Raw genomic sequence first — 20,015 nt, forward strand, 5'->3', positions numbered from 1 at the left:
TTTGAACCCTAATGCAGCCGGGGCGTTGCGCCCTGGCCCTTGTCGTCGATCACCAGGCCGCGATAAAAACGGTCGAGCGTGAAGGGCGCGTTGAACGCGTGCGGCTCATCCTTGGCGATGGTGTATGCAAAGCACCAGCCCGAGGCCGGCGTCGCCTTGAAGCCGCCATAGCACCAGCCGCAATTGAGATACATGCCCGGCAGCGGGCCGGTGGTGATGATCGGCGAACCGTCCATCGACATGTCGCAGACGCCGCCCCAGGAGCGCAGCATGCGTACACGCGCAAGGCCGGGAAACAGCGCCAGCATCTCGCTCATCACCTCGTCGACGATGGGCAGGTTACCGCGCTGGGCGTAGCTGTTGTAGCCGTCGATATCGCCGCCATAGACGAGGCCGCCCTTGTCGGACTGCGACATATAGAAATGGCCCATGCCGAAGGTCAGGACCGTGTTGCAGAACGGTTTCAGCGACTCTGTCACGAAGGCCTGCAGCACATGGCTCTCGATCGGCATCCTGTCGATGCCGGCAAGCTGCATCACCCGTCCGGTGCTGCCGGCAACGGCCACGGCGACTTTCTTGCCGCGGATCTCTCCGCGCGTCGTCTGTACGCCGGTGATGCGGTCGCCGTCGCGCAGGAAGCCGGTGACCTCGCAATTCTCGACGATGTCGACGCCGCGTCGGTCGGCGCCGCGCGCATAGCCCCAGGCAACCGCATCGTGCCGGGCGGTGCCGGCGCGTGGCTGCATCAGGCCGCCGACGATGGGAAAGCGCGCGGAGGCCGACATGTCCAGCGCCGGGACCAGGCGCGCGATCTCGGCGGTGCTCATCAGCTCGGCATCGACGCCGAGATGGCGCATGGCGTTGCCGCGCCTGGCCAAGTCGTCGAACTGGCCCGGCGTGTGAGCCAGATTCAGGCAGCCGCGCTGCGAGAACATGACGTTGTAGTTGAGGTCGTGCGAAAGGTTCTCCCACATCTTCATCGAATGTTCGTAGAAGCGGGTGTTGGACGGCAAAAGGTAGTTGGAGCGCACCGCCGTGGTGTTACGGCCGACATTGCCGGAACCCAGCCAGCCCTTTTCCAGCACCGCGACATTGGTGATGCCGTGCTCCTTGGCCAGATAGTACGCCGTCGACAGGCCGTGGCCGCCGCCACCGATGATGATGACGTCATAGGAAGCCTTGGGGTCGGGCTTGCGCCAGGCCGGCTTCCAGTCCTTGTTTCCCTTGAGCGCGTTCGTGAGAAGCGAAAGGGCTGAATATTCCGCCATTCTTCATGTCATCCCTAGAGCATGATGCCGAAAAGTGTGAAGCGGTTTTCGGACGACATCATGCTCTATATCTTTGATTTCTAGAGCCGGATGATTTCAGGTCCAACAGACCTGAAGCCATCCGGCTCGGGTGCGATGCGGCAGACTATAGAGCAGGCGGCGTGCGCAAAGCCAAGATTGCGCCATGGCTTTTCGACTGGCCGACTCCCGCAAGGCGCCCAACTGTCATGCTTCGCCACGACTTGCCCCACGGGATGAGCGTCTCTATCAAGGACCGCTTTAGAGGCGGCCTTTGCCGCCCTTTGAGTCGCCACCATTATGTTTTTTCGCTTCTTTCGCCTGATCCTGGTCCTAGCGCTCGTTGCCTTGGCGCCGCATTCGTTCGGCGCCATGGCGCAGGGGCTGGGCCAGGCGCCTGCCGGGCTGGTCGCCGACCAGCAGAAAATCCTGCAGGGTTTGGCGACGAAGACCGACGCTCTGGAGAAGAAAGTCCAGGAGGACGGCGTCGACGACACCACCCTTGTCGAGATCCGCCTGCAGCTGGAAGAGCTGTCGCGCGCTGCGCTGAACAGCGCGCTGGCGTTTCGTTCGCGGCTGGGAGAGATCAATTCGAGGCTCGAGCAGCTTGGCGCACCGCCGGCTGCCGGACAGCCCCCTGAACCGGACATCGTGACCGGCGAGCGCCAGGCGCTGGCGTCGGAAAAGGCGGAGATCAACGCCGTCATCGCCGGCGCGCAGAACCTGTCGATCCGCATCAATGCGCTGATCGAGAAGATCGGCAACATGCGCAGCGAGCTGTTTCGCAGCGGGCTGACCAAGCGCTATGTGTTGTCCGATGCACTGAGCCCCCAGGTGTTTTCCGACGCAAGGGACGAATACGCCAACTTCTACAGGGCGGTGTCATCGTGGCTGAGCTTTGCCTTCAAGTTCAAGTTCCAGGCGATGCTCGCGGCGACCCTCATGGCGCTTGCTTTGGCGGTGGTGCTTCTGGTCGGTGGGCGCCGCCTGTTTGGGCGCATCTTCGAGCCCGACGCGTCGGTTGAAGATCCGACGTATCTCAGTCGCCTGTCGGTGGCGTTCTGGTCGACCTTGCTGCCGACGCTGGCGGTCAGCGCCTTCCTCGCCTCGACGGTGTTCCTGTACAATTATTACAATGTGCTGCGCGGCGACATAGGCGTGTTCCTCAACGCGCTGGCAGCCGTCATCGCCATAGTGTTCTGTGTCAACCGCCTGACCAATGCGGCGCTGTCGCCTAGCATGCCGAACTGGCGCCTGATCCAGGTCGAGACCGGCCCGGCGCGTTGGCTGGTGCGACTGACGACGGCCATGGCAGTCGTCATCGGCATCAACAATTTCCTGTCGATCGTCAACGACAAGATGGGCTCGCCTTTGTCGCTGACGGTGGCCAGGAGTTTTGTCGCCACCGTGATCGTCGGGGTCATCCTGATCCTGATGGCGCTGCTGAAGCCTTACAAGGACGTCGCTGGGCGCTGGCGCCGCTGGCCGGCCTGGCTGCGCTACACCTGTGTCGCGCTCGGCCTGTTCACGATTGCGGCGGCGCTGTTCGGCTATATCGGTCTTGCCATCTTCGTCTCGTTGCAGGTCGTGGTCACCGGCACCATCCTGCTCACCGCCTATATCGGCTTCCTGTCGGCGCGCGAGATCGGCGAGGAGGGTGGTTTCGCCGGCACGTCCATCGGGCGCTGGCTGAAGACCAATTCCAGCTATGAGGACACCGCGCTCGACCAACTCGGCCTCGTCGTCAGCGTTGCCATCAACCTGATGATCGTGCTGGTGTTCCTGCCGCTGATCCTGTTGATGTGGGGCTTCCAGCCCGGCGATATCCAGGCCTGGGGCTATAAATTGGCGACAGGCGTCACCATCGGTTCGGTGACGATCTCGGTCACCGGCATCCTCACCGGCATCGTCGTCTTCATCATCGGCTATTTCCTGACCCGCTGGTTCCAGGGCTGGCTCGACGGCTCGGTGATGGCGCGCGGCAAGGTCGATACCGGCGTGCGCAACTCGATCCGGCTGGCGGTCGGCTATGCCGGCGTCGCGCTCGCCGGCCTCGTTGGCATCTCGGCGGCGGGCATCGATCTCTCCAATTTGGCGCTCGTTGCCGGCGCACTCTCGCTGGGTATCGGCTTTGGCCTGCAAAATGTCGTGTCCAACTTCGTGTCCGGCCTGATCCTGCTCGCCGAGCGGCCGTTCAAGGTCGGCGACTGGATCGTCGCCGGCGACACCTCAGGCACGGTCAAGAAGATCAGCGTGCGCGCCACCGAAATCGAGACCTTCCAGCGGCAATCGGTGATCCTGCCCAATTCGAACCTCATCAACAACGCCGTCGGCAACTGGACGCACCGCAACAAGCTCGGACGTGTGGAGATCAAGGTCGGGGTGGCCTATGGCAGCGACGTCAAGCGGGTACACGCGGTCCTGCTTGAGATTGCGCGCGGCCATGCGCTGGTGCTGAAGAACCCGGAACCCTTCGTGCTGTTCACCAATTTCGGGCCGGCAGCACTCGAGTTCGAGATCCGCGTGTTCCTGGCCGATGTGCTGAACGGCGCCATCGTTCAGAACGATATCCGCTTTGCCGTTCTCGATGCTTTTGACGCCGAGCACATAGAAATCCCCTCGACGCCGCGCGCCGAGGTCAAGGTCAAGAAGACCGACGCATGGCCGATCGACGACGACAAGGTCGAGGTCGAGTTCGCCGAGAAGGAGCAGGCGGAGGCCAGAGCCGCCGCCGAGGCGAAGCGGCTGGCCAAAACTGGTCGCAAGGCCCGCAAACCCGATCCCAGCTAAGGCCCCAAGCTCCTCCCAAACCAATTGCGGCATGAATGCGGCATTCAGTTGCGGTTCAGCTTGCATCTCATATAAGCTCACATGCAAAGGCGAGAATGCCTTGCGAAATGCAACAGAGGCGGTGTGGAAGCACCGATATTGCAAAATGTGGAAGTCGCTCGTCGTCGCCATCGCTCTTACCGCAGCGAGTGGCTCGGCCTTTGCCGCCAGCGCGGTCAACAAGGATGCTGAGACCCGTACGCTGATCGTGACGGAAGGCGGCGGCAAGACGGAACTGGCGCTGGCCGCCGGCGAAACCGTGGAATTCTGCCCGAACGGCTGTTTCGTCACCTTGCCCAATGGTGACCTCGAGGCCCTGACCGGCTCGGAAACGGTCGAAATCTCGGGTGGCGTTGCCCGCATCAAGTAAAGTCGGCAGGCAGCTCTTGCAGAGGCCGGGCAATGCCCGGCCTTTTCTCGTCTACGGCAACGGTTGCTTAACGATGACGAGGGAAATACCCCGGCGCATATCCGTTGCAACCAGACGTTTTAACGTTCGTTGCGCCGTTGCTCGCTATGCCGGATACCAAGCCGCCGAAACGTGGCGCGACGGGTTTTTGAGCTGAGCAGGAAAGATATGGATGCGCGGTCGGACAAGAACGCAATCCCGCTTGCGGTCGACCTCGACGGCACGCTGATTGCGACCGATCTTCTTTGGGAAGGCCTGTTCATCCTGCTCAAGAAGAATCCGCTCTATGTTTTCCTGGTTCCGTACTGGCTGGCCGCCGGCCCGGCGCGGCTGAAACAAGCGATTGCCGACCGCATCGACATCGATCCGGCCTCGCTGCCCTATCGCGAAGCGCTGCTGCAGCGGCTGCGCGCCGACCATCGCGACGGACGCAAGATCGTGCTGGCGACCGGTACGCCACGCAAGTTCGCCGAGACGATCGCCGCGCATCTGGGCGTCTTCGACTATGTGCTGGCGACCGACGGTCCCCACAACATGACCTCGGGCCGCAAGCGCGACGCGCTCATCGCCGCCTATGGCGACGGCGGTTTCGACTATGCCGGCAACAGCCGGCACGACCTCAAGGTTTTCGGAGCCGCACGCAACGCCATCGTCGTGGCGCCCGACCGCCGTGCGAAGCGCTGGCAGGCCGCGCATAGTGCCGAAAGGATGCCGGCGCCGAAAAGGACATTGAAGACATTCGTCAAGATGCTGCGCGTGCATCAGTGGCTGAAGAATTCGCTGATCGCGGTGCCGATGGTGCTGTCGCATGAATACTTCAACATCAACATGATCTGGCAATGCTTGCTGGCGTTCGTCTCCTTCAGCGCCGTGGCTTCCGCCATCTACATTCTCAACGATTTCTTCGACCTTGCGCTCGACCGCAAGCATCCGACCAAACGCAACCGGCCTTTCGCCAGCGGCGCTTTGTCGATCCCGTTCGGTCTCGGCGCGATGGCGGTGCTGCTGGCGATCGGCATTGCCGCCGGGCTTCTGTTGCCGATCGAGTTCCTGGGCGTGCTCGCCGGCTATCTGGTGGTGACCACAGCCTATTCGCTGTCGTTCAAGCGCATGCTCCTGGCCGACGTACTGACGCTGGCCGGGCTCTACACAGTGCGTGTGCTGGCAGGTGCTGCGGCGACCGGGGTCGAAGTCTCGTTCTGGCTGCTCGCCTTCTCGATTTTCTTCTTCCTGTCGCTGGCGCTGGTGAAGCGCTATGTCGAACTGCGCACCACAGCCATTCCGGTGGGCGAGCGCATTGCCGGTCGCGGCTACCGCATCGAAGATCAGGAGATCGTCGCCCAGGCGGGCATGGCGTCGGCCTTCTCCTCGGCGCTGGTGCTGGCGCTCTACATGGACAGCGTCTCCGTGCGCGAACTCTATCCGCATCCCTGGCTGGTCTGGCCGCTGGCGCCGATCGTGCTGTATTTGACCATGCGGGTCTGGATCCTGGCGCGCCGCAACGAGATGAATGATGATCCGGTCATCTTCATCATTCGCGACTGGCGAAGCCAGATCGTCGTGGTGATCGGCGCCGCCCTTCTGGTCGCGGGAGGCTGGTAGGGCATGGCCGGCGAACGGTACCGGAGTTTTGGCCTCGCCACGCCGGCCGCAAAGCGAGCCATCGCGGCCGACGATGCCATCGCGCTGATGCGAAGCGGCAAGGCGACAAAGAACGCTCTGCTCGCCTATGGCAATGGCCGCTCCTACGGTGATTCCTGCCAGAACGAGCCAGGTGCGGTCGTGGACATGCGGCCGCTGAACCGCATCGGCGCCTTCAATGCCGAGACCGGCCTGCTCGAGGCGGAGGCCGGCGTGTTCCTCTCCGATATCATTGCGCACACTGCACCTTACGGCTTCTTTCCGACTGTGGTCCCAGGCACCCAGTTCGTCACCCTTGGCGGCGCGATCGCCAATGACGTCCATGGCAAGAACCATCACCGGCGCGGCACTTTCGGCTGCCATGTCGAGTCTCTCACCCTGTTGCGCTCGGACGGGCGGACCTACACCTGCTCGGCAACCGACAATGCAAGGCTGTTCGCGGCGACGATCGGCGGCATGGGGCTGACCGGCCTGATCCTGTCGGCCTCGATCCGGCTGATGCGGGTGCATTCGCTCGACATCGCCGAGAAGGTAACGCGGTTTGCCGATCTTGGCGAATTCTTCGAACTGGCCGAGGCCGCCGACCAGGCCAATGAATATGCCGTCGCCTGGATCGACCAGCTTGCCGGTGGCCATGGCCGCGGGCGCGGCCTGTTGTTGACCGGCAATCATGCCGAGTACGGTTCGCATGCGGCGTCTCGCGCCGGCTCCCGTTTTTCAGTGCCGTTCCAGCCGCCGTTCAATGTGCTCAACCGGCCGTTCCTCACCGCCTTCAACGCCGCCTATCGGTGGAAGAAGGGGCGCTCGCCGGGGCCGAGCCAAACCGGCTACCAGGGCTTTTTCTTTCCGCTTGATGGTGTCGGCGACTGGAATCGGCTGTATGGCCCGAAAGGTCTCTACCAGCACCAGAGCGTGGTGCCGGAAAATGTCGCGCGTCAGACCGTGCCGGCGCTGCTCGAGGCGGCGCGACGGGCCGGGCAGGGCTCTTTCCTCACCGTGTTGAAGCGCTTCGGCTCGATCCGCTCGCCGGGGCTGCTGTCCTTTCCGCGGCCAGGCTTCACGTTGACGCTGGATTTCCCCAATCGCGGCGACAGGACGCTGGCCCTGCTCAGCGAACTCGACCGCATCACGGTCGCGGCCGGCGGCGCGGTCAACCCGTACAAGGATGCGCGCATGGGCGCTGATACTTTCGCGGCCTCCTTCCCGAATTGGCAGCGGCTTGAAGCGCTGCGCGACCCGGCGTTCGTGTCCAGTTTCTGGCTGCGGACGGCGAAAAAGCTCAACGTCCGGCCAGGGCGTGTCGAGGCAGCTGAATAGGTACAATCCGAATAGGTCATAGTGAATAGATCGTAAGTTTCGTGGTTTACTCAAAGCATTGTCGTGACTTCACGAAATGTTTGCAGGTTAGTAATAGGACCGTTGCGAGTGGCGGGTGCAAAATATGAAATATATCGTCTTCATTCTGTTTACGGTCATGACCAATGCCGCGGCGCAGCTGATGCTGAAGCAAGGCATGATGTCGCTCGGGCCGATTTCGTTCGAAGGCACCAATCCGCTTTTGAAGCTGTTGCAGATCGTTTTCAGCCCATGGGTGTTTCTCGGCCTGTGCACCTTCGTCATCTCGATGGCTTCGCATCTGTATGTGCTGTCCAAGGTCGAGCTCAGCTTTGCCTATCCGTTCCTCAGCCTTGCCTATGTCGCGGTTGCGATCTTCGCCTATTTCATCTTCCGCGAGGACCTCAATGCCTGGCGCATTGCCGGCATCGCCTTCATTTGCATCGGCACCGTGCTGATCGCGCAAAGCGGTCGAGACTTGGGCGGGAGCGGGCATGACGACCAAACCGCTTCCATCATCCCCGACAAGACCAGCGAGATCGTTCGATGAGACATGTTATTTTCGGCGGCGACGGCTTCGTCGGCCGTCATCTTGCCCCGAAGCTTGTGGCCGATGGTGAAGAGGTTGTCGTTGCCGACATCGTCAAGAGCGACCTGACGCACTATCGCAACGTTCGCTTCGTCACCTGCGATGTCACGGATACGGCCTCGGTGGCCAACATCGGATTGAAGGCCGACGACATGGTCTACAACCTGTCGGCCAAAATGCTGTCGCCGATCCAGGTGCGGGCCAAGCGTCACGACTTCTTCTTTCCGGTGAATTTCCACGGCACCGAACACATCATGCAGGCGATGGACAAGGCCGGCGCGTCCAAGCTCGTCCACTACACCACCGACATGATCTACGGCCACACGGTCACCCAGCCGATGACCGAGGAGCACCCGGTCGCACCGCTCGGCGAATATGGCTGGTCGAAGCAGAAGACCGAGGAGCTCGCCGCTCAATGGCGCAAGCGCGGCATGTCGATCTCGCTGTTTCGCCCGCGTCTGATCATCGGTCCCGGCCGGCTCGGGATCCTGGAAAAGCTGTTCAAACTGATCGACTGGAATTTTCCTGTGCCGATGATCGGCTCGGGCAAGAACCCCTATCAGTTCATCTCGGTGTTCGATTGCGCGGAAGCTGCCCGCGCGGCCTGGAAGGCAGGCGTGCCCAACCAGGCCTATAATCTGGGCTCCCTCAATCCGCCGCCGGTGAAGAAATTGCTGGGCGACCTGATCAAGCATGCCGGCTCGAAATCGCTGCTGATCCCGACGCCGGGCTGGGCGGTCAAGCGCACCCTCGACCTGCTCGATCTCATGAACATGCCGATCATGGATCCCGAACAATATCTGATCGCCGATGAGGAGTGCGTGCTCGACGTATCCAAGGCCGAGCGCCAGCTCGGCTGGGTGCCGCAATATCGCGACGAAGACATGCTGATCGCCGCCTACAGCGAATACCGCGCCAAGAAAGACGGGCTTGCCGTCACCGCCAATCATGCCCCCGCCGAATAAGTGGGACGACCAGGAGAACTCCGAAATGACCGTCATGGCCAAGCCTGAGCAGACGAACGCGCGCACCATGGTCGGCGCGCCGGCGTTGTCGCCTACCGCCATCGCCAAGCCCGACCTGATCAGCGTCGAGCAGGCGAAGGCGATGGATGTCGCGCGCATGACCGACCTGTTCAAGGCGCATCTCAATCCGGGCCAGCTGCATTTCATGAAGCTGCTCGGCTTCCACAAGATCAAGATCGAGCGTGCCGAAGGCATGTTCTACATCGACCAGAACGGCCGCAAGATTCTCGACTTCTTCGGCGGCTTCGGTTCGCTGGCCTTCGGCCACAACCATCCGCGCATCCTGGAGGCCCGGCGCAAATTCCAGGAGGAGAAGCGCCAGGAAATCGCCATCGCCTTCATGTCGCAATATGCATCGGCCCTTGCGCACAACATCGCCAAATGCTCGCCCGGCGATCTCGACATGGTGTTTCTGGGCTCGTCGGGTTCGGAAGCGATGGAAGCGGCGGTGAAGCTCGCCGAGCGCGCCGCCGGGCCGAAGAGGCCAAAAATCGTCTATGCCGAGAATTCCTTCCACGGCAAGACCAAGGGCGTGCTCGGCATCACCGACGGCCAGCTCTACCGCGCGGACTTCAAGATGGCTGAGAACACCGTGCGCATTCCGTTCGCCGATATCGAAGCGGTCGAGCGGCTGTTCCGCTCCGACCCGGAGGTCGGCGTCATCGTACTCGAGACCATCCAGGGCGGCGGCGGCATCATCCAGGCAGAGGCGCAATACTGGCAGAAATTGCGCGCGCTCTGCGACCACTATGGGGTGCTGTGGGTGGCTGATGAAGTGCAGTGCGGCTATGGCCGGTCCGGCCGCTTCTACGCCTTCGAACATTATGGCGTCGTGCCCGATGTGACGGCGCTGGCGAAATCGCTCGGCGCCGGCAAGGCGGCGGTCGGCGCGATGATCGCCCGGCGCGAGGTCTATATGAAGGCCTATGGCACGCCGAAGACGGCGATGATCCATGCCATGGCCACCTTTGGCGGCATGGGCGAGGCCTGCGTCACCGCGATCGAGGGCATCAACGTGCTCTATGATGAGGGGCTGATCGACAACGCCGCCACTACCGGCGACTATCTGCTTCAGCGCCTGCAGGCGCTGAAGCAGAAGTACCCGAAGATCATCAAGGATGTGCGCGGCAAGGGCTTTATGGTCGGGCTCGAGTTCCACGACTTCTCGCAGACCTTGCCGATCGTGCTGCGTCCGATCGTCAGCGTCCTCGACGACAAGCTGAAGGGCTCGCTGTCGGGCTTCGTCGGCGCGCTGTTGCTGCGCGACTATGACGTGCTCGTCGCCTTCACCGAATACAACCGCAACGTCATCCGTCTCGAGCCGCCGCTGATCTGTCAGCGCGAGCATGTCGACCGTTTCGTCGATGCTTTCGATAGCCTGCTGTCGCGCGGCATTGTGGGAATCGTGAAGGATTTCGTCAAAAGCCAGGTCCGTTAAAGAAATCCGTTGAGCGAAGTCCCGAGTCCGACAATGCTGAGCAAGTCTCCCGCCCCGCAAAACACACTCGACCGGCTGACCGCGGCCGCTCTCGCGCGGGGCGAGGGGACTTATGCGCGATGGGCGGCTCCGGTCGGCGCGATCGCGTTTTCGCTCTATATCCTGCTGACGGCGTTCATGGCCTGGACGATGCCCGACGCCAATTGGGACATGCTGCCTTATCTCGCAATCGCCGAGGAGGGCGCTTACCCGGATGCGCAGGCGTTGCATGACTATGCCTACAGGACGGTCCAGGCCGGCGTGTCGGCCGCCGACTACAAGACGCTGACCGACGATGGCGGCGGTTTCCGCAGCCATATGGCGCAAGATGCCGCCGACTTTCACTCGCTGCTTGGCATGTACCGGATCAAGTTTCTCTATGCCGAGATGCTGTCGACGATGAGTTCGGTGATGTCGCCGGTCGAGGCGATGCGGGTGCTGCAGGTGGTCTCGGTGCTGCTGTTCGGGATGATCACGCTGCTTTGGCTGCGAACCGAAGGCGCGCTTGCGCTGGCGCCTGTGGTCGGCGCGGTGCTGATCATGGCCGATTTCGGCGATGCCGCACGCGCCTCGACCCCGGATCTGTTGTGCTCGGCGCTGTTCCTCGGCGGGCTGCTTGCCTATGTGCGCGGCCGCGAGGCAGCGACCGCTGTCCTGCTTTTCCTGGCCTTCATGGCGCGGCCGGACAACATCGTGTTCCTGGCCATTTTCGCCGTGCTGCTGCTGGTCTTCCGGCAGCGGGCGTGGGGCGCGCTGGCCGGCTTTGCCGCGTCCTTCGTCGCCTATTTCGCGATTTCGCACTGGGCCCAGCATCCCGGCTGGTGGCCGCATCTGTGGTTCTCCAGCATCGAGCAGCACTACAATATGGATGGCTTCGAGCCGCCGTTCTCGGTTGGCGCCTATCTCAAGGCGTTTGCCGCATCCTTCATTCGCGCTATCAGCATCAACAGCTGGGTCGGGGTCTCGGTTCTGGCGCTGGCCGCGTGGTTTGCGCTCGGCCGCGCCGGCTTCCGGCTCGATCGTCGCGCCGGCATCCTGCTTGCAGCGCTGGTGCTTGGCGTGCTGGCGAAATTCACCGTCTTTCCGATCCACGACACCCGCATCTACTTCCCGAACCTTCTGCCGCCCTACCTTTTGCTTGTCGGCCCGATCATGGCGCTGTGGGCGTCGGCAAGCCTGAATGGAAGGCGGCCCATCGCCATACCTGGAGATAAGCCATGAGTTCCATTTCCGGGCTGGCGCGCATCGCCCTTTCACTCGGCCTGCCTGCCGGTCTGCTCGATCGCGGGCCGGCGTTGCGTGGCACGAAACTCCTGGCCAAGGCGGCGCTGAAGGCGCGGTTTGGCGGTGGGCAAGCCTTCCAGATGGTCAATGTCGGCGCTTGCGACGGCGCGCTGTTCGACGACGTCACGCCGTGGCTGCACCGCATTCCGCGGGCCCGGGCCGTGCTGGTCGAGCCGATCCCGTACAAGATCAGAAGCGGTTGCGCGCCAACTATCCCGACACGGAACGCTTCGTCATCGAACCGGTCGCGGTGACGAAGACCAAGGGCACGATCACCGTCCACACTTTCGATGCCGCGGCACTCGAGGCCGGCACGCTGCCGATCGAGTTCATCGGCTGCTCGTCGGTCACCGACACCAATCTGATGTCGGGCAAGAATGCCTGGGGCGAGGACGACGCCAATTTCAACAAGTTCGCGCCGCACGTGAGGGATATCGAGGTGATGTCGGAAACGCTGCAGACGCTGCTCGACCGCAACGGCATCACGCATATCGACGCCTTCCTGGTCGATTGCGAGGGCGCCGACTGGATCGTCTTCGAACAGCTCGACCTCAAGCGCTACCGCCCCGGCATGATCAAGGTCGAGGTCGGCGCGCTGCCGGCGGCTGAAATCGGCGAGGTCGTGGTCAAGCTCCAGACATCAGGCTATCAGGTCGGCTTCCAGGCCGAGGACATCTGGGCCTTCGCCTGAGATAGATCGCCACTGGCGGCCCGCCGGCGCGCCGGGTCGCGTCGCATCTGCGACGTGTCGCAAACAGGCGGTAGCTCCATCCACGTCCTCTGCATATTGTGCGCCATTCGAACGGGCGCGGACACGCCCGCTTTATCCCCTTGGAGTCGCGGCAATGGCAGAGTTTCCGAAACAGGCGAAGGTCGTCATCGTCGGCCTGGGTGGCATTGTCGGCGCGTCGATCGCCCATCATCTGATCGAACGCGGCTGGACCGACATTGTCGGCATCGACAAATCGGGCATCCCGACCGACATCGGCTCGACGGCGCATGCCTCGGACTTCTGCTACACCACCAGCCACGACTTCTTGTCCTGCTGGACGACGCTCTACTCGATCGATTTCTACGAAAAGATGGGCCATTATGCCCGCATCGGCGGCCTCGAAGTGGCGCGCGTCGGCGACGACAGCCGCATGGACGAGATCAAGCGCAAGATCGCCTCGGCCAAATCCTTCGGCACCCGCGCCCGGCTGATCGAACCGGCCGAGATCAAGGAAAAATTCCCGCTGATCGAAGAGTCCATGGTGCAGGGCGGCCTGTGGGATCCGGACGCCGGCCTGGTCATCCCGCGCTCGCAGACCGTCGCCGGCAAGCTGGCCGACCAGGCGGAAGCTACGGGGAAACTCAAATCCTTCGCCAACACGCCCGCCAAATCTCTCATCGTCGAGGAAGGCCGCATCAAGGGCGTCGTCACCGACCGCGGCACGATCATGGCCGATTATGTCATCGTCTGCGCCGGCATCTGGGGCCGGCTGATCGCCGAGATGGTCGGCGAGGACCTGCCGGTGATGCCGATCGACCATCCGCTGACCTTCTTCGGGCCTTACAATCAATTCGCCGGCACCGGAAAGGAGATCGGCTGGCCGCTGCTGCGCGACCAAGGCAATTCGGCCTATATGCGCGACACCGGCGATCCCAAGACCGCCGAAGGCGGCCAGATCGAATGGGGTTACTACGAAGAGACCAATCCGCGTCTTTGCCATCCGCGCGATTTGCTGGAAAAGGATCAGGCGCGGCTGTCGCCGTCGCAGCGCGATCTCGACATGGAGCAGATCCTGGCGCCGCTGGAGCGCGCCATGGAACTGACGCCGATCCTGGGCGAACTCGGCTATAACGAAAGCCATTCCTTCAACGGCCTGTTGCAGGTGACCGCCGATGGCGGCCCGTCCATGGGCGAGAGCCAGAAGGTGAGGGGCCTCTGGTACGCCGTCGCCATCTGGGTCAAGGACGGCCCCGGCATGGGCAAGCTGATCGCCGACTGGATGACGGACGGCCGCACGGAAATCGACCATCACGCCATCGACTATGCGCGCTTCTATCCGCACCAGACGAAAGAGCAGTTCATCTGGGATCGCTGCACCGAGACGGCGATGAAGGTCTACAATCCAGCGGTGCATCCGCGCGAGCCGTTCTCCAAAGGTCGCAACATCCGCCGCTCGCCGTTCTGGGAGCGCGAGAAGGAGCTTGGCGGTTACTTCATGGAGCTGGGCGGTTGGGAGCGCGCGCATGGCTATGCCGCCAACGAGCATCTGCTGGAGAAGTATGGCAACCGGGTTCCCATACGTGAGAACGAATGGGACAACCGCCATTTCTGGCGGGTGTCCAATGCCGAGCACCTGGCGATGAGCGAGGATTGCGGCATCGTCAACCTCTCGCATTTCTCGATGTACGACATCGAAGGGCCGGACCATGTCGCGCTGCTGGAGTGGCTGTGCGCGGCCAAGATTGGTGGCGACAACAATATCGGCAAGGGTATCTACACCCACTTCCTCGACGAGGAAGGCATGGTGCGCGCCGACTTCACCGTCATCCGCATGGCCGACCGCTGCCGTCTGATCGACGGCGCCGACGCCGGTCCGCGCGACTTCCGCTACATGCAGCGCACCGCGCAGGACAAAGGCTTTGACGTCACCATCACCGACGTGACGGAAAAATACGTCACCATCGGCATCTGGGGACCGAACGCGCGGGCGACACTGCGGAAAGTGGTCGAAAATCCGGATGGTCTCTCGCTCGAGAACTTCCCCTTCGCGGCGATCAAGCCGGTCAGGATCGGCGGCAAGGACGTCACCGCCTTCCGCATCTCCTATGTCGGCGAGCAGGGCTGGGAACTGCACATGCGCTACGAGGACGGCCTGGCCGTTTGGGACGCGCTGCGCTCGACCGGCGTCATGCCGTTCGGCGTCGAGACCTATGCCAACACGCGGCGCATGGAAAAGAGCCTGCGCCTGCAGAACGCCGACCTTCTGACCGAGTACAATCTGCTTGAGGCCGACCTTGCCCGACCGAAGGTCAAGGAGAACGATTTCTGCGGCAAGGCCAAACATGTCGAATACCGCGCCCGCGAGCACCAGCCGGCGATCCTGTGCACGCTGGTGATGACGGAAAACGTCGATTCGAAGGGTGTTGCCCGCTATCCCGTCGGCACCATGCCGGTGATGGATCCGAAGACCGGCGAGACGCTGGTCGACGAACTCGGCCGCCGCTCCTTCACCACATCGATGGCCTACGGCCCGACCATCGGCAAGAACATCGGCCTCGCCTATCTGCCCTGGGCCCATGCCCAGGAGGGCCGCAAGTTTGCCATCGAATATTTCGGCGAGACCTACCCGGTCGAGGTGGCTGCCGTCGGCTACAAGCCGCTCTACGATCCAGAGAATCTGAAGCCGAGGAGTTGAGCTTCATCGGTTCCAACCAACATATCGAAAAGCCGGCACCTCGCCGGGCTTTTTGCTTTGTCAGCAGCCGGTTTTCGCTTACCTTCGGGTATGTCTGCTTTTTCTTGCGCACGACATTTCCTTTCAGGCAGCGCCGCGCTGGCGCTGGGGCTCTGGCTGGTGCCGCCGGTTCAAGCCGCCGAGCCGGTCGACGTCGAGCTGGTGCTGGCCGTCGACGTGTCGCTGTCGATGTCGCCGGGCGAACTTGAAATCCAGCGTCACGGCTATGCTGCTGCGCTGACGCACGACAATGTTCTGCAGGCCATCGCCGATGGCGCCTACGGCAAGGTCGCCGTCACCTATGTCGAATGGGCGGGAGCGACCACGCAGCAGGTCGTCGTGCCGTGGACGGTGATCGCCAGCCGGGCCGATGCCGAGCGGGTGGCCGCGCAGCTTTCCGCCCATCCGCCGGCCAGCGCCCGGCGCACCTCGATTTCCGGCGCGCTGGAATTCGGCAGCGATCTGTTCGCCGAAAGCGGTTTTCAGGGGACAAAGCGCGTCATCGATATTTCCGGCGACGGGCCCAACAACCAGGGCGCGCCCGTCGACATCACCCGCGACGCGGTGGTCAAGCAAGGCATCATCATCAACGGCCTGCCGCTGATGACGCGCGGCGGGTTCGGCGGCGCCTATGACGTCAACAATCTCGACCGCTACTACAGCGACTGCGTCATCGGCGGTCCCGGATCCTTCATGATCCCGGTCAATGACTGGACGCAGTTTCCCGAAGCCATCCGCCGCAAGCTGGTGCTGGAGCTGGCCGGCGCCGCTTCGCCGCAACGGGCGCGCGAGGAGGCCGGGCATCCGCCGGTGGTGCTGGCGCAGGACCGGCCGACCGACTGCCAGGTCGGCGAAAAGATGTGGCGCGACCGCAGCTGGATGTTCGATGCCCGTTAGCGTTCGCATCATCACGCTGCCGTGAAGGGCCGGTTTCATTGACAAGCCCATGGGCGTCTGTGACACAATTCGGCATCCGAAAAACAAGGGGAACCGACATGAACAAGACCATCGTCGCTGCCGCGGTATTGGCGCTTGCGGCTGCAATATCCGTGCCGGCCGAGGCTGCCACATCGGTCACCATCGGCATCAGCGGATGGACCGGCTTTGCGCCGCTGACGCTCGCCAAGCAGGCCGGCATCTTCGAGAAGCATGGCCTCGACGTGACCCTGAAGAAGGTGCCGCAGGCCAGCCGGCCGCTCGCCATCGCCAGCGGCGATCTGCAATGCGCCGCCACCACGGTCGAGACCTGGCTGGTGTGGAACGCCAGCGGCGTCACCACCAAGCAGATCTTCCAGCTCGACAAATCCTATGGCGCCGACGGCATTGTCGTGCGCAACGACATCAAGACCGTCGCCGACCTCAAGGGCAAGAATGTCGCGTCCTCGGCGCCGGGCACGTCGCCCTATTTCATGCTGGCCTGGGTGCTGAACAAGAACGGCCTGTCGACCAAGGATGTGACCGTCGTCAACCTGGAACCGGATGCGGCGGCGCAAGCCTTCCTCGCCGGCCAGAACGATGCGGCGGTCACCTATGAGCCGTTCATCTCGGCGGTGCGCGACAAGTCCGATCAGGGCCACATATTGGCGACCACGCTCGACTACCCGATGGTGCTCGACACGGTCGGCTGCACGCCTGAATTCCTCACCGCCAATCCCGACGCCGCCAAGGCGCTGGCCGACAGCTATTTCGAAGCGCTCGACCTGATCAAGAGCGATCCGCAGAGATCCTACGAGATCATGGGCGCCGACGTGAAGCAGTCTGCGAAAGAATTCGAGGATTCGGCGAAATACCTGAAATGGGCCGACAAGGCGGAGAACAAGCAGTTCTTCACCAAGGAATTCCAGGACTTTTCCAAGACCGCCGGCGAGCTTCTGCTGCAGATGGGGTTGATCAAGGAAGCGCCAGACGTTGCCACGCTGGCCGACACCAGCGCGGTGGCGAACTGACAGGCCTCGCCTTTGACCATTGTGCGGCGGCGCCTAGGGCCGCCGCTCTCTCCTGGACAAGTGATGATTTGACGATGCGGACGATCTGAAGATGCGCCCCTTGCATCCGGTGTCGCCGGGCATTCGAACCGTGCTTGGCATTTCCTTCTTCGTGCTGTTCGTCGCCTTCTGGGCGTGGATCACGCTTGGCGGCCACGTCAACCGCATCTTCCTCGCCGACCCGCTGTCGATGCTGCGGGATGGTTGGCGGCTGCTGGTCGAGGACCGCTTCTGGCTCGACATATTGATCACCATCTGGCGGGTCTTCGGCGGGTTCCTGCTGGCGTCGATCGTCGCCGTGCCGATCGGCATCGCCATGGGCGCCTGGAAACCAATAGAGGCGTTTCTGGAGCCGTTCGTCTCCTTCGCCCGCTACCTCCCGGCTTCGGCCTTCATTCCGCTGCTCATCCTGTGGGCCGGCATTGGCGAGCTGGAAAAGCTGCTGGTCATCTTCGTCGGCTCGGTGTTCCAGATCATCCTGATCGTCGCGGTCAAGGTGGGCTCGACGCGGCGCGACCTGGTCGAGGCGGCCTATACGCTGGGCTCGACCAACAGCGGTATCGTCAAACGGGTCATCATGCCGGCCAATGCGCCCGAGATTGCCGAGACGCTGCGGCTGGTGCTCGGCTGGGCTTGGACCTATGTCATCGTCGCCGAGCTGATCGGTTCGTCCTCAGGCATCGGCTACATGATCATCAATAGCCAGTCGCGGCTGGCGACAGGGCAGATCATCTTCGGCATCATCGTCATCGGGCTGATCGGACTGTTGTCCGACTTCGCCTTCAAGGCGTTCAATCGCTGGCTCTTTCCCTGGAGCCTGGCATGAGCAAGTTGCTTATCGAAGGCGTCTCGCGAACCTTCGCCGGCGTGCGCGGCGGGCAGCCGGTCAAGGCGCTGATGCCGGTCGACCTTGCGGTCGCGGCCAACGACTTCATCACCATTCTGGGGCCGTCCGGCTGCGGGAAGTCGACGCTGCTCAGGATCGTTGCCGGCCTGGAAGCGCCGAGCGAAGGCCGTGTGCTGCTCGACGGCAAGGCGGTGACGCGGCCGGGACCGGATCGCGGCATGGTGTTCCAGTCCTACACGCTGTTTCCGTGGCTAACGGTGGCGCAGAATATCGCCTTCGGCCTGCGCGAACGTGGCATGGCCGAAAAGGAGCGAGACGGGATCGTCGCTTCCTATGTCGACCTCGTCGGGCTCAAGGGCTTCGAGAACCATTGGCCAAAGCAGCTGTCCGGCGGCATGCAGCAGCGCACGGCGATCGCCCGGGCGCTGGCCAACGACCCCGAAATCCTGTTGCTGGACGAGCCGTTCGGTGCGCTCGACAACCAGACGCGCGGACTGATGCAGGAACTGCTGCTCGGCATCTGGGAGCGGCGCAAGAAGACAGTGCTGTTCGTCACCCACGACATCGAGGAGGCGATCTTCATGGCTTCGCGGGTGATCGTGATGAGCGCGCGGCCAGGCCGCATCAAGTCGGATGTCGCCATCGACCTGCCGCATCCGCGTCACTATACGCTGAAGACCAGCCGGGAGTTCTCGGCGCTCAAGGCGCGGCTGACCGAGGATATCCGCGTCGAGGCGATGCGCACAGTACAGGCGCAGCCCGCCGAAGCCTGAGTGCGTTTTCGGGATCAGGCCGCCAGCAATTGCTTGCGGTCGACGCGCTCCTGCTGCGGCGAGCGGGCATAGAGTTCGCGGTAGCATTTGGAGAAATGCGACGCCGAGACGAAGCCGCAGGCGACCGCTACCTCGACCACCGGCATCGAGGACTGGATCAGCAGGTGCCGGGCGCGGTCGAGGCGGATTTCCAAGTAGTAGCGGGCAGGGGATCTGCCCATCTCGGTGCGGAACAGGCGCTCGATCTGGCGGCGCGACAGGTCGACATGGTCGGCGATCTCGATCAGCGACAGCGGTTCGGAGAGATTGCCTTCCATCAGTTCGATGATGGTCAGCACCTTGGAATTCTGCACGCCGAGGCGGGCGCGCAGCGGCAGGCGCTGGCGGTCGGTGGGGCTGCGCACGCGGTCGGTCAGCACCTGCTCGCACACGCGGTTGACCAGATTGTCGTCGAAATCGTCGCCGATCAGCTTGAGCATCATGTCGAGGGCGGCGGTGCCGCCGGCGCAGGTGTAGATGTTCTGGTCGATCTCGAAGAGGTCGGCAAAGACGTTGGCCTTGGGAAAGGCCTCGGAAAAGCCCGGCAGGTTTTCCCAATGGATGGCGCAGCGCTTGTTGGAGAGCAGGCCGGCGGCGGCAAGGATATGCGCGCCGGTGCACAGGCCGCCGACGGCGACGCCTCTGTTGTATTCCTCGCGCAGCCAGGCGAAGGCCGACCTATTCTGGTAGCGCTCGACATTCATGCCGCTGCAGACGATGGCCATGTTCGGCCGATCCGGCCCGGCCATTTTCTTGCGCTCTTCCTCGAGCGAGGTGTTGACGGCGCATTCGACGCCGTTGGAGGCGCGCACCGGCTTGCCGTCGATGCTGGCGAGGCGCCAGCGATAGGCCTCATAGCCGAGCATGCGGTTGGCCGAGCGCAGCGGGTCGAGCGCCGTCGCAAAGGCGATCATGGTGAAGTCCGGGACAAGGAAGAATACAAACGATCGCTTGATCGGATGCTTTACGGCGTTCAAGGGAACCTCACGCGGCCATGGCGCGAACAGGATGTCGCGAACAGCACAGCGACATCAGGAAAAACCATTCCTG

The 20,015-nt window shown here is 62.9% G+C and carries 15 protein-coding genes and 1 pseudogene; 14 read left to right on the forward strand and 2 right to left on the reverse strand.

The features are described 5' to 3' along the window. Positions 1-8 precede the first annotated feature (8 nt). The gene (locus NKJ78_RS28100) at positions 9-1,268 is read right to left on the reverse strand and encodes a sarcosine oxidase subunit beta family protein (protein ID WP_023699269.1); all 1,260 of its coding nucleotides are present in this window, start codon (positions 1,266-1,268) and stop codon (positions 9-11) included. A gap of 318 nt (positions 1,269-1,586) precedes the next feature. Here NKJ78_RS28100 and NKJ78_RS28105 point away from each other — a divergent pair, with 318 nt between their 5' ends. The 14 genes and pseudogenes from NKJ78_RS28105 to NKJ78_RS28175 all read left to right on the forward strand — a co-directional run bounded on the left by NKJ78_RS28105 (position 1,587) and on the right by NKJ78_RS28175 (position 18,926). Then, on the forward strand, positions 1,587-4,076 hold the full coding sequence (locus NKJ78_RS28105; RefSeq protein ID WP_023739104.1) for a mechanosensitive ion channel family protein: 2,490 nt from the start codon (positions 1,587-1,589) through the stop codon (positions 4,074-4,076). 145 nt (positions 4,077-4,221) lie between these two features. After that, positions 4,222-4,485: a hypothetical protein gene (locus tag NKJ78_RS28110; RefSeq protein WP_023670370.1), complete on the forward strand. Its 264-nt coding sequence runs from the start codon at positions 4,222-4,224 to the stop codon at positions 4,483-4,485. 207 nt (positions 4,486-4,692) lie between these two features. After that, positions 4,693-6,126, forward strand: coding sequence for a UbiA family prenyltransferase (locus NKJ78_RS28115; RefSeq protein WP_023739103.1), 1,434 nt, complete (start codon positions 4,693-4,695; stop codon positions 6,124-6,126). Positions 6,127-6,129: 3 nt separating this feature from the next. Beyond that, positions 6,130-7,482: an FAD-binding oxidoreductase gene (locus tag NKJ78_RS28120; protein WP_023739102.1), complete on the forward strand. Its 1,353-nt coding sequence runs from the start codon at positions 6,130-6,132 to the stop codon at positions 7,480-7,482. A 124-nt stretch (positions 7,483-7,606) separates the two neighbouring features. After that, positions 7,607-8,050 carry an EamA family transporter gene (locus NKJ78_RS28125; protein ID WP_023688097.1) on the forward strand — a complete coding sequence of 148 codons (444 nt, stop codon included), beginning with the start codon at positions 7,607-7,609 and terminating at the stop codon, positions 8,048-8,050. After that, entirely contained in the window at positions 8,047-9,054 is a 1,008-nt protein-coding gene (locus NKJ78_RS28130) for an NAD-dependent epimerase/dehydratase family protein (RefSeq protein WP_023739101.1), read from the forward strand. The genes NKJ78_RS28125 and NKJ78_RS28130 overlap by 4 nt, the downstream gene beginning before the upstream one ends. A 67-nt stretch (positions 9,055-9,121) precedes the next feature. Continuing rightward, entirely contained in the window at positions 9,122-10,552 is a 1,431-nt protein-coding gene (locus tag NKJ78_RS28135) for an aspartate aminotransferase family protein (RefSeq protein ID WP_352460735.1), read from the forward strand. A 33-nt stretch (positions 10,553-10,585) separates the two neighbouring features. Continuing rightward, positions 10,586-11,812 carry a hypothetical protein gene (locus NKJ78_RS28140; RefSeq protein ID WP_352460725.1) on the forward strand — a complete coding sequence of 409 codons (1,227 nt, stop codon included), beginning with the start codon at positions 10,586-10,588 and terminating at the stop codon, positions 11,810-11,812. Next, positions 11,809-12,566: pseudogene (locus NKJ78_RS30860) on the forward strand (FkbM family methyltransferase). Before NKJ78_RS28140 ends, NKJ78_RS30860 begins: the two are co-directional and overlap by 4 nt. A 154-nt stretch (positions 12,567-12,720) precedes the next feature. After that, positions 12,721-15,282 carry a GcvT family protein gene (locus NKJ78_RS28155; protein ID WP_352460722.1) on the forward strand — a complete coding sequence of 854 codons (2,562 nt, stop codon included), beginning with the start codon at positions 12,721-12,723 and terminating at the stop codon, positions 15,280-15,282. A gap of 90 nt (positions 15,283-15,372) precedes the next feature. Beyond that, complete coding sequence (locus NKJ78_RS28160) at positions 15,373-16,218, forward strand: DUF1194 domain-containing protein (RefSeq protein ID WP_023691008.1); 846 nt, start codon at positions 15,373-15,375, stop codon at positions 16,216-16,218. Between the two features lie 98 nt (positions 16,219-16,316). Continuing rightward, positions 16,317-17,267, forward strand: a complete 951-nt coding sequence (locus tag NKJ78_RS28165; RefSeq protein ID WP_023688106.1) for an ABC transporter substrate-binding protein — start codon at positions 16,317-16,319, stop codon at positions 17,265-17,267. Between the two features lie 91 nt (positions 17,268-17,358). Then, positions 17,359-18,132: an ABC transporter permease gene (locus tag NKJ78_RS28170; protein ID WP_023688107.1), complete on the forward strand. Its 774-nt coding sequence runs from the start codon at positions 17,359-17,361 to the stop codon at positions 18,130-18,132. Beyond that, positions 18,129-18,926 carry an ABC transporter ATP-binding protein gene (locus NKJ78_RS28175; RefSeq protein WP_023696446.1) on the forward strand — a complete coding sequence of 266 codons (798 nt, stop codon included), beginning with the start codon at positions 18,129-18,131 and terminating at the stop codon, positions 18,924-18,926. The genes NKJ78_RS28170 and NKJ78_RS28175 overlap by 4 nt, the downstream gene beginning before the upstream one ends. Positions 18,927-18,940: 14 nt before the next feature. Here NKJ78_RS28175 and NKJ78_RS28180 read toward each other — a convergent pair whose 3' ends face one another. Next, positions 18,941-19,879 (reverse strand): GlxA family transcriptional regulator, encoded by a 939-nt coding sequence (locus NKJ78_RS28180; protein WP_348524244.1) that lies wholly within the window; start codon positions 19,877-19,879, stop codon positions 18,941-18,943. Between the last annotated feature and the right edge of the window lie 136 nt (positions 19,880-20,015).

The sequence above is a fragment of the Mesorhizobium sp. M0037 genome (assembly GCF_040323635.1).
GTDB lineage: Bacteria > Pseudomonadota > Alphaproteobacteria > Rhizobiales > Rhizobiaceae > Mesorhizobium.

What these genes read in the sequence shown, in the direction of transcription:
- NKJ78_RS28170 (WP_023688107.1), top strand. Translation starts at nt 17,359, where the DNA reads ATGCGCCCCTTGCATCCGGTGTCGCCGGGCATTCGAACCGTGCTTGGC.
- NKJ78_RS28100 (WP_023699269.1), bottom strand. Translation starts at nt 1,268, where the DNA reads ATGGCGGAATATTCAGCCCTTTCGCTTCTCACGAACGCGCTCAAGGGA.
- NKJ78_RS28175 (WP_023696446.1), top strand. Translation starts at nt 18,129, where the DNA reads ATGAGCAAGTTGCTTATCGAAGGCGTCTCGCGAACCTTCGCCGGCGTG.
- NKJ78_RS28115 (WP_023739103.1), top strand. Translation starts at nt 4,693, where the DNA reads ATGGATGCGCGGTCGGACAAGAACGCAATCCCGCTTGCGGTCGACCTC.
- NKJ78_RS28155 (WP_352460722.1), top strand. Translation starts at nt 12,721, where the DNA reads ATGGCAGAGTTTCCGAAACAGGCGAAGGTCGTCATCGTCGGCCTGGGT.
- NKJ78_RS28180 (WP_348524244.1), bottom strand. Translation starts at nt 19,879, where the DNA reads ATGATCGCCTTTGCGACGGCGCTCGACCCGCTGCGCTCGGCCAACCGC.
- NKJ78_RS28165 (WP_023688106.1), top strand. Translation starts at nt 16,317, where the DNA reads ATGAACAAGACCATCGTCGCTGCCGCGGTATTGGCGCTTGCGGCTGCA.
- NKJ78_RS28130 (WP_023739101.1), top strand. Translation starts at nt 8,047, where the DNA reads ATGAGACATGTTATTTTCGGCGGCGACGGCTTCGTCGGCCGTCATCTT.
- NKJ78_RS28110 (WP_023670370.1), top strand. Translation starts at nt 4,222, where the DNA reads ATGTGGAAGTCGCTCGTCGTCGCCATCGCTCTTACCGCAGCGAGTGGC.
- NKJ78_RS28105 (WP_023739104.1), top strand. Translation starts at nt 1,587, where the DNA reads ATGTTTTTTCGCTTCTTTCGCCTGATCCTGGTCCTAGCGCTCGTTGCC.
- NKJ78_RS28140 (WP_352460725.1), top strand. Translation starts at nt 10,586, where the DNA reads ATGCTGAGCAAGTCTCCCGCCCCGCAAAACACACTCGACCGGCTGACC.
- NKJ78_RS28120 (WP_023739102.1), top strand. Translation starts at nt 6,130, where the DNA reads ATGGCCGGCGAACGGTACCGGAGTTTTGGCCTCGCCACGCCGGCCGCA.
- NKJ78_RS28125 (WP_023688097.1), top strand. Translation starts at nt 7,607, where the DNA reads ATGAAATATATCGTCTTCATTCTGTTTACGGTCATGACCAATGCCGCG.
- NKJ78_RS28160 (WP_023691008.1), top strand. Translation starts at nt 15,373, where the DNA reads ATGTCTGCTTTTTCTTGCGCACGACATTTCCTTTCAGGCAGCGCCGCG.
- NKJ78_RS28135 (WP_352460735.1), top strand. Translation starts at nt 9,122, where the DNA reads ATGGTCGGCGCGCCGGCGTTGTCGCCTACCGCCATCGCCAAGCCCGAC.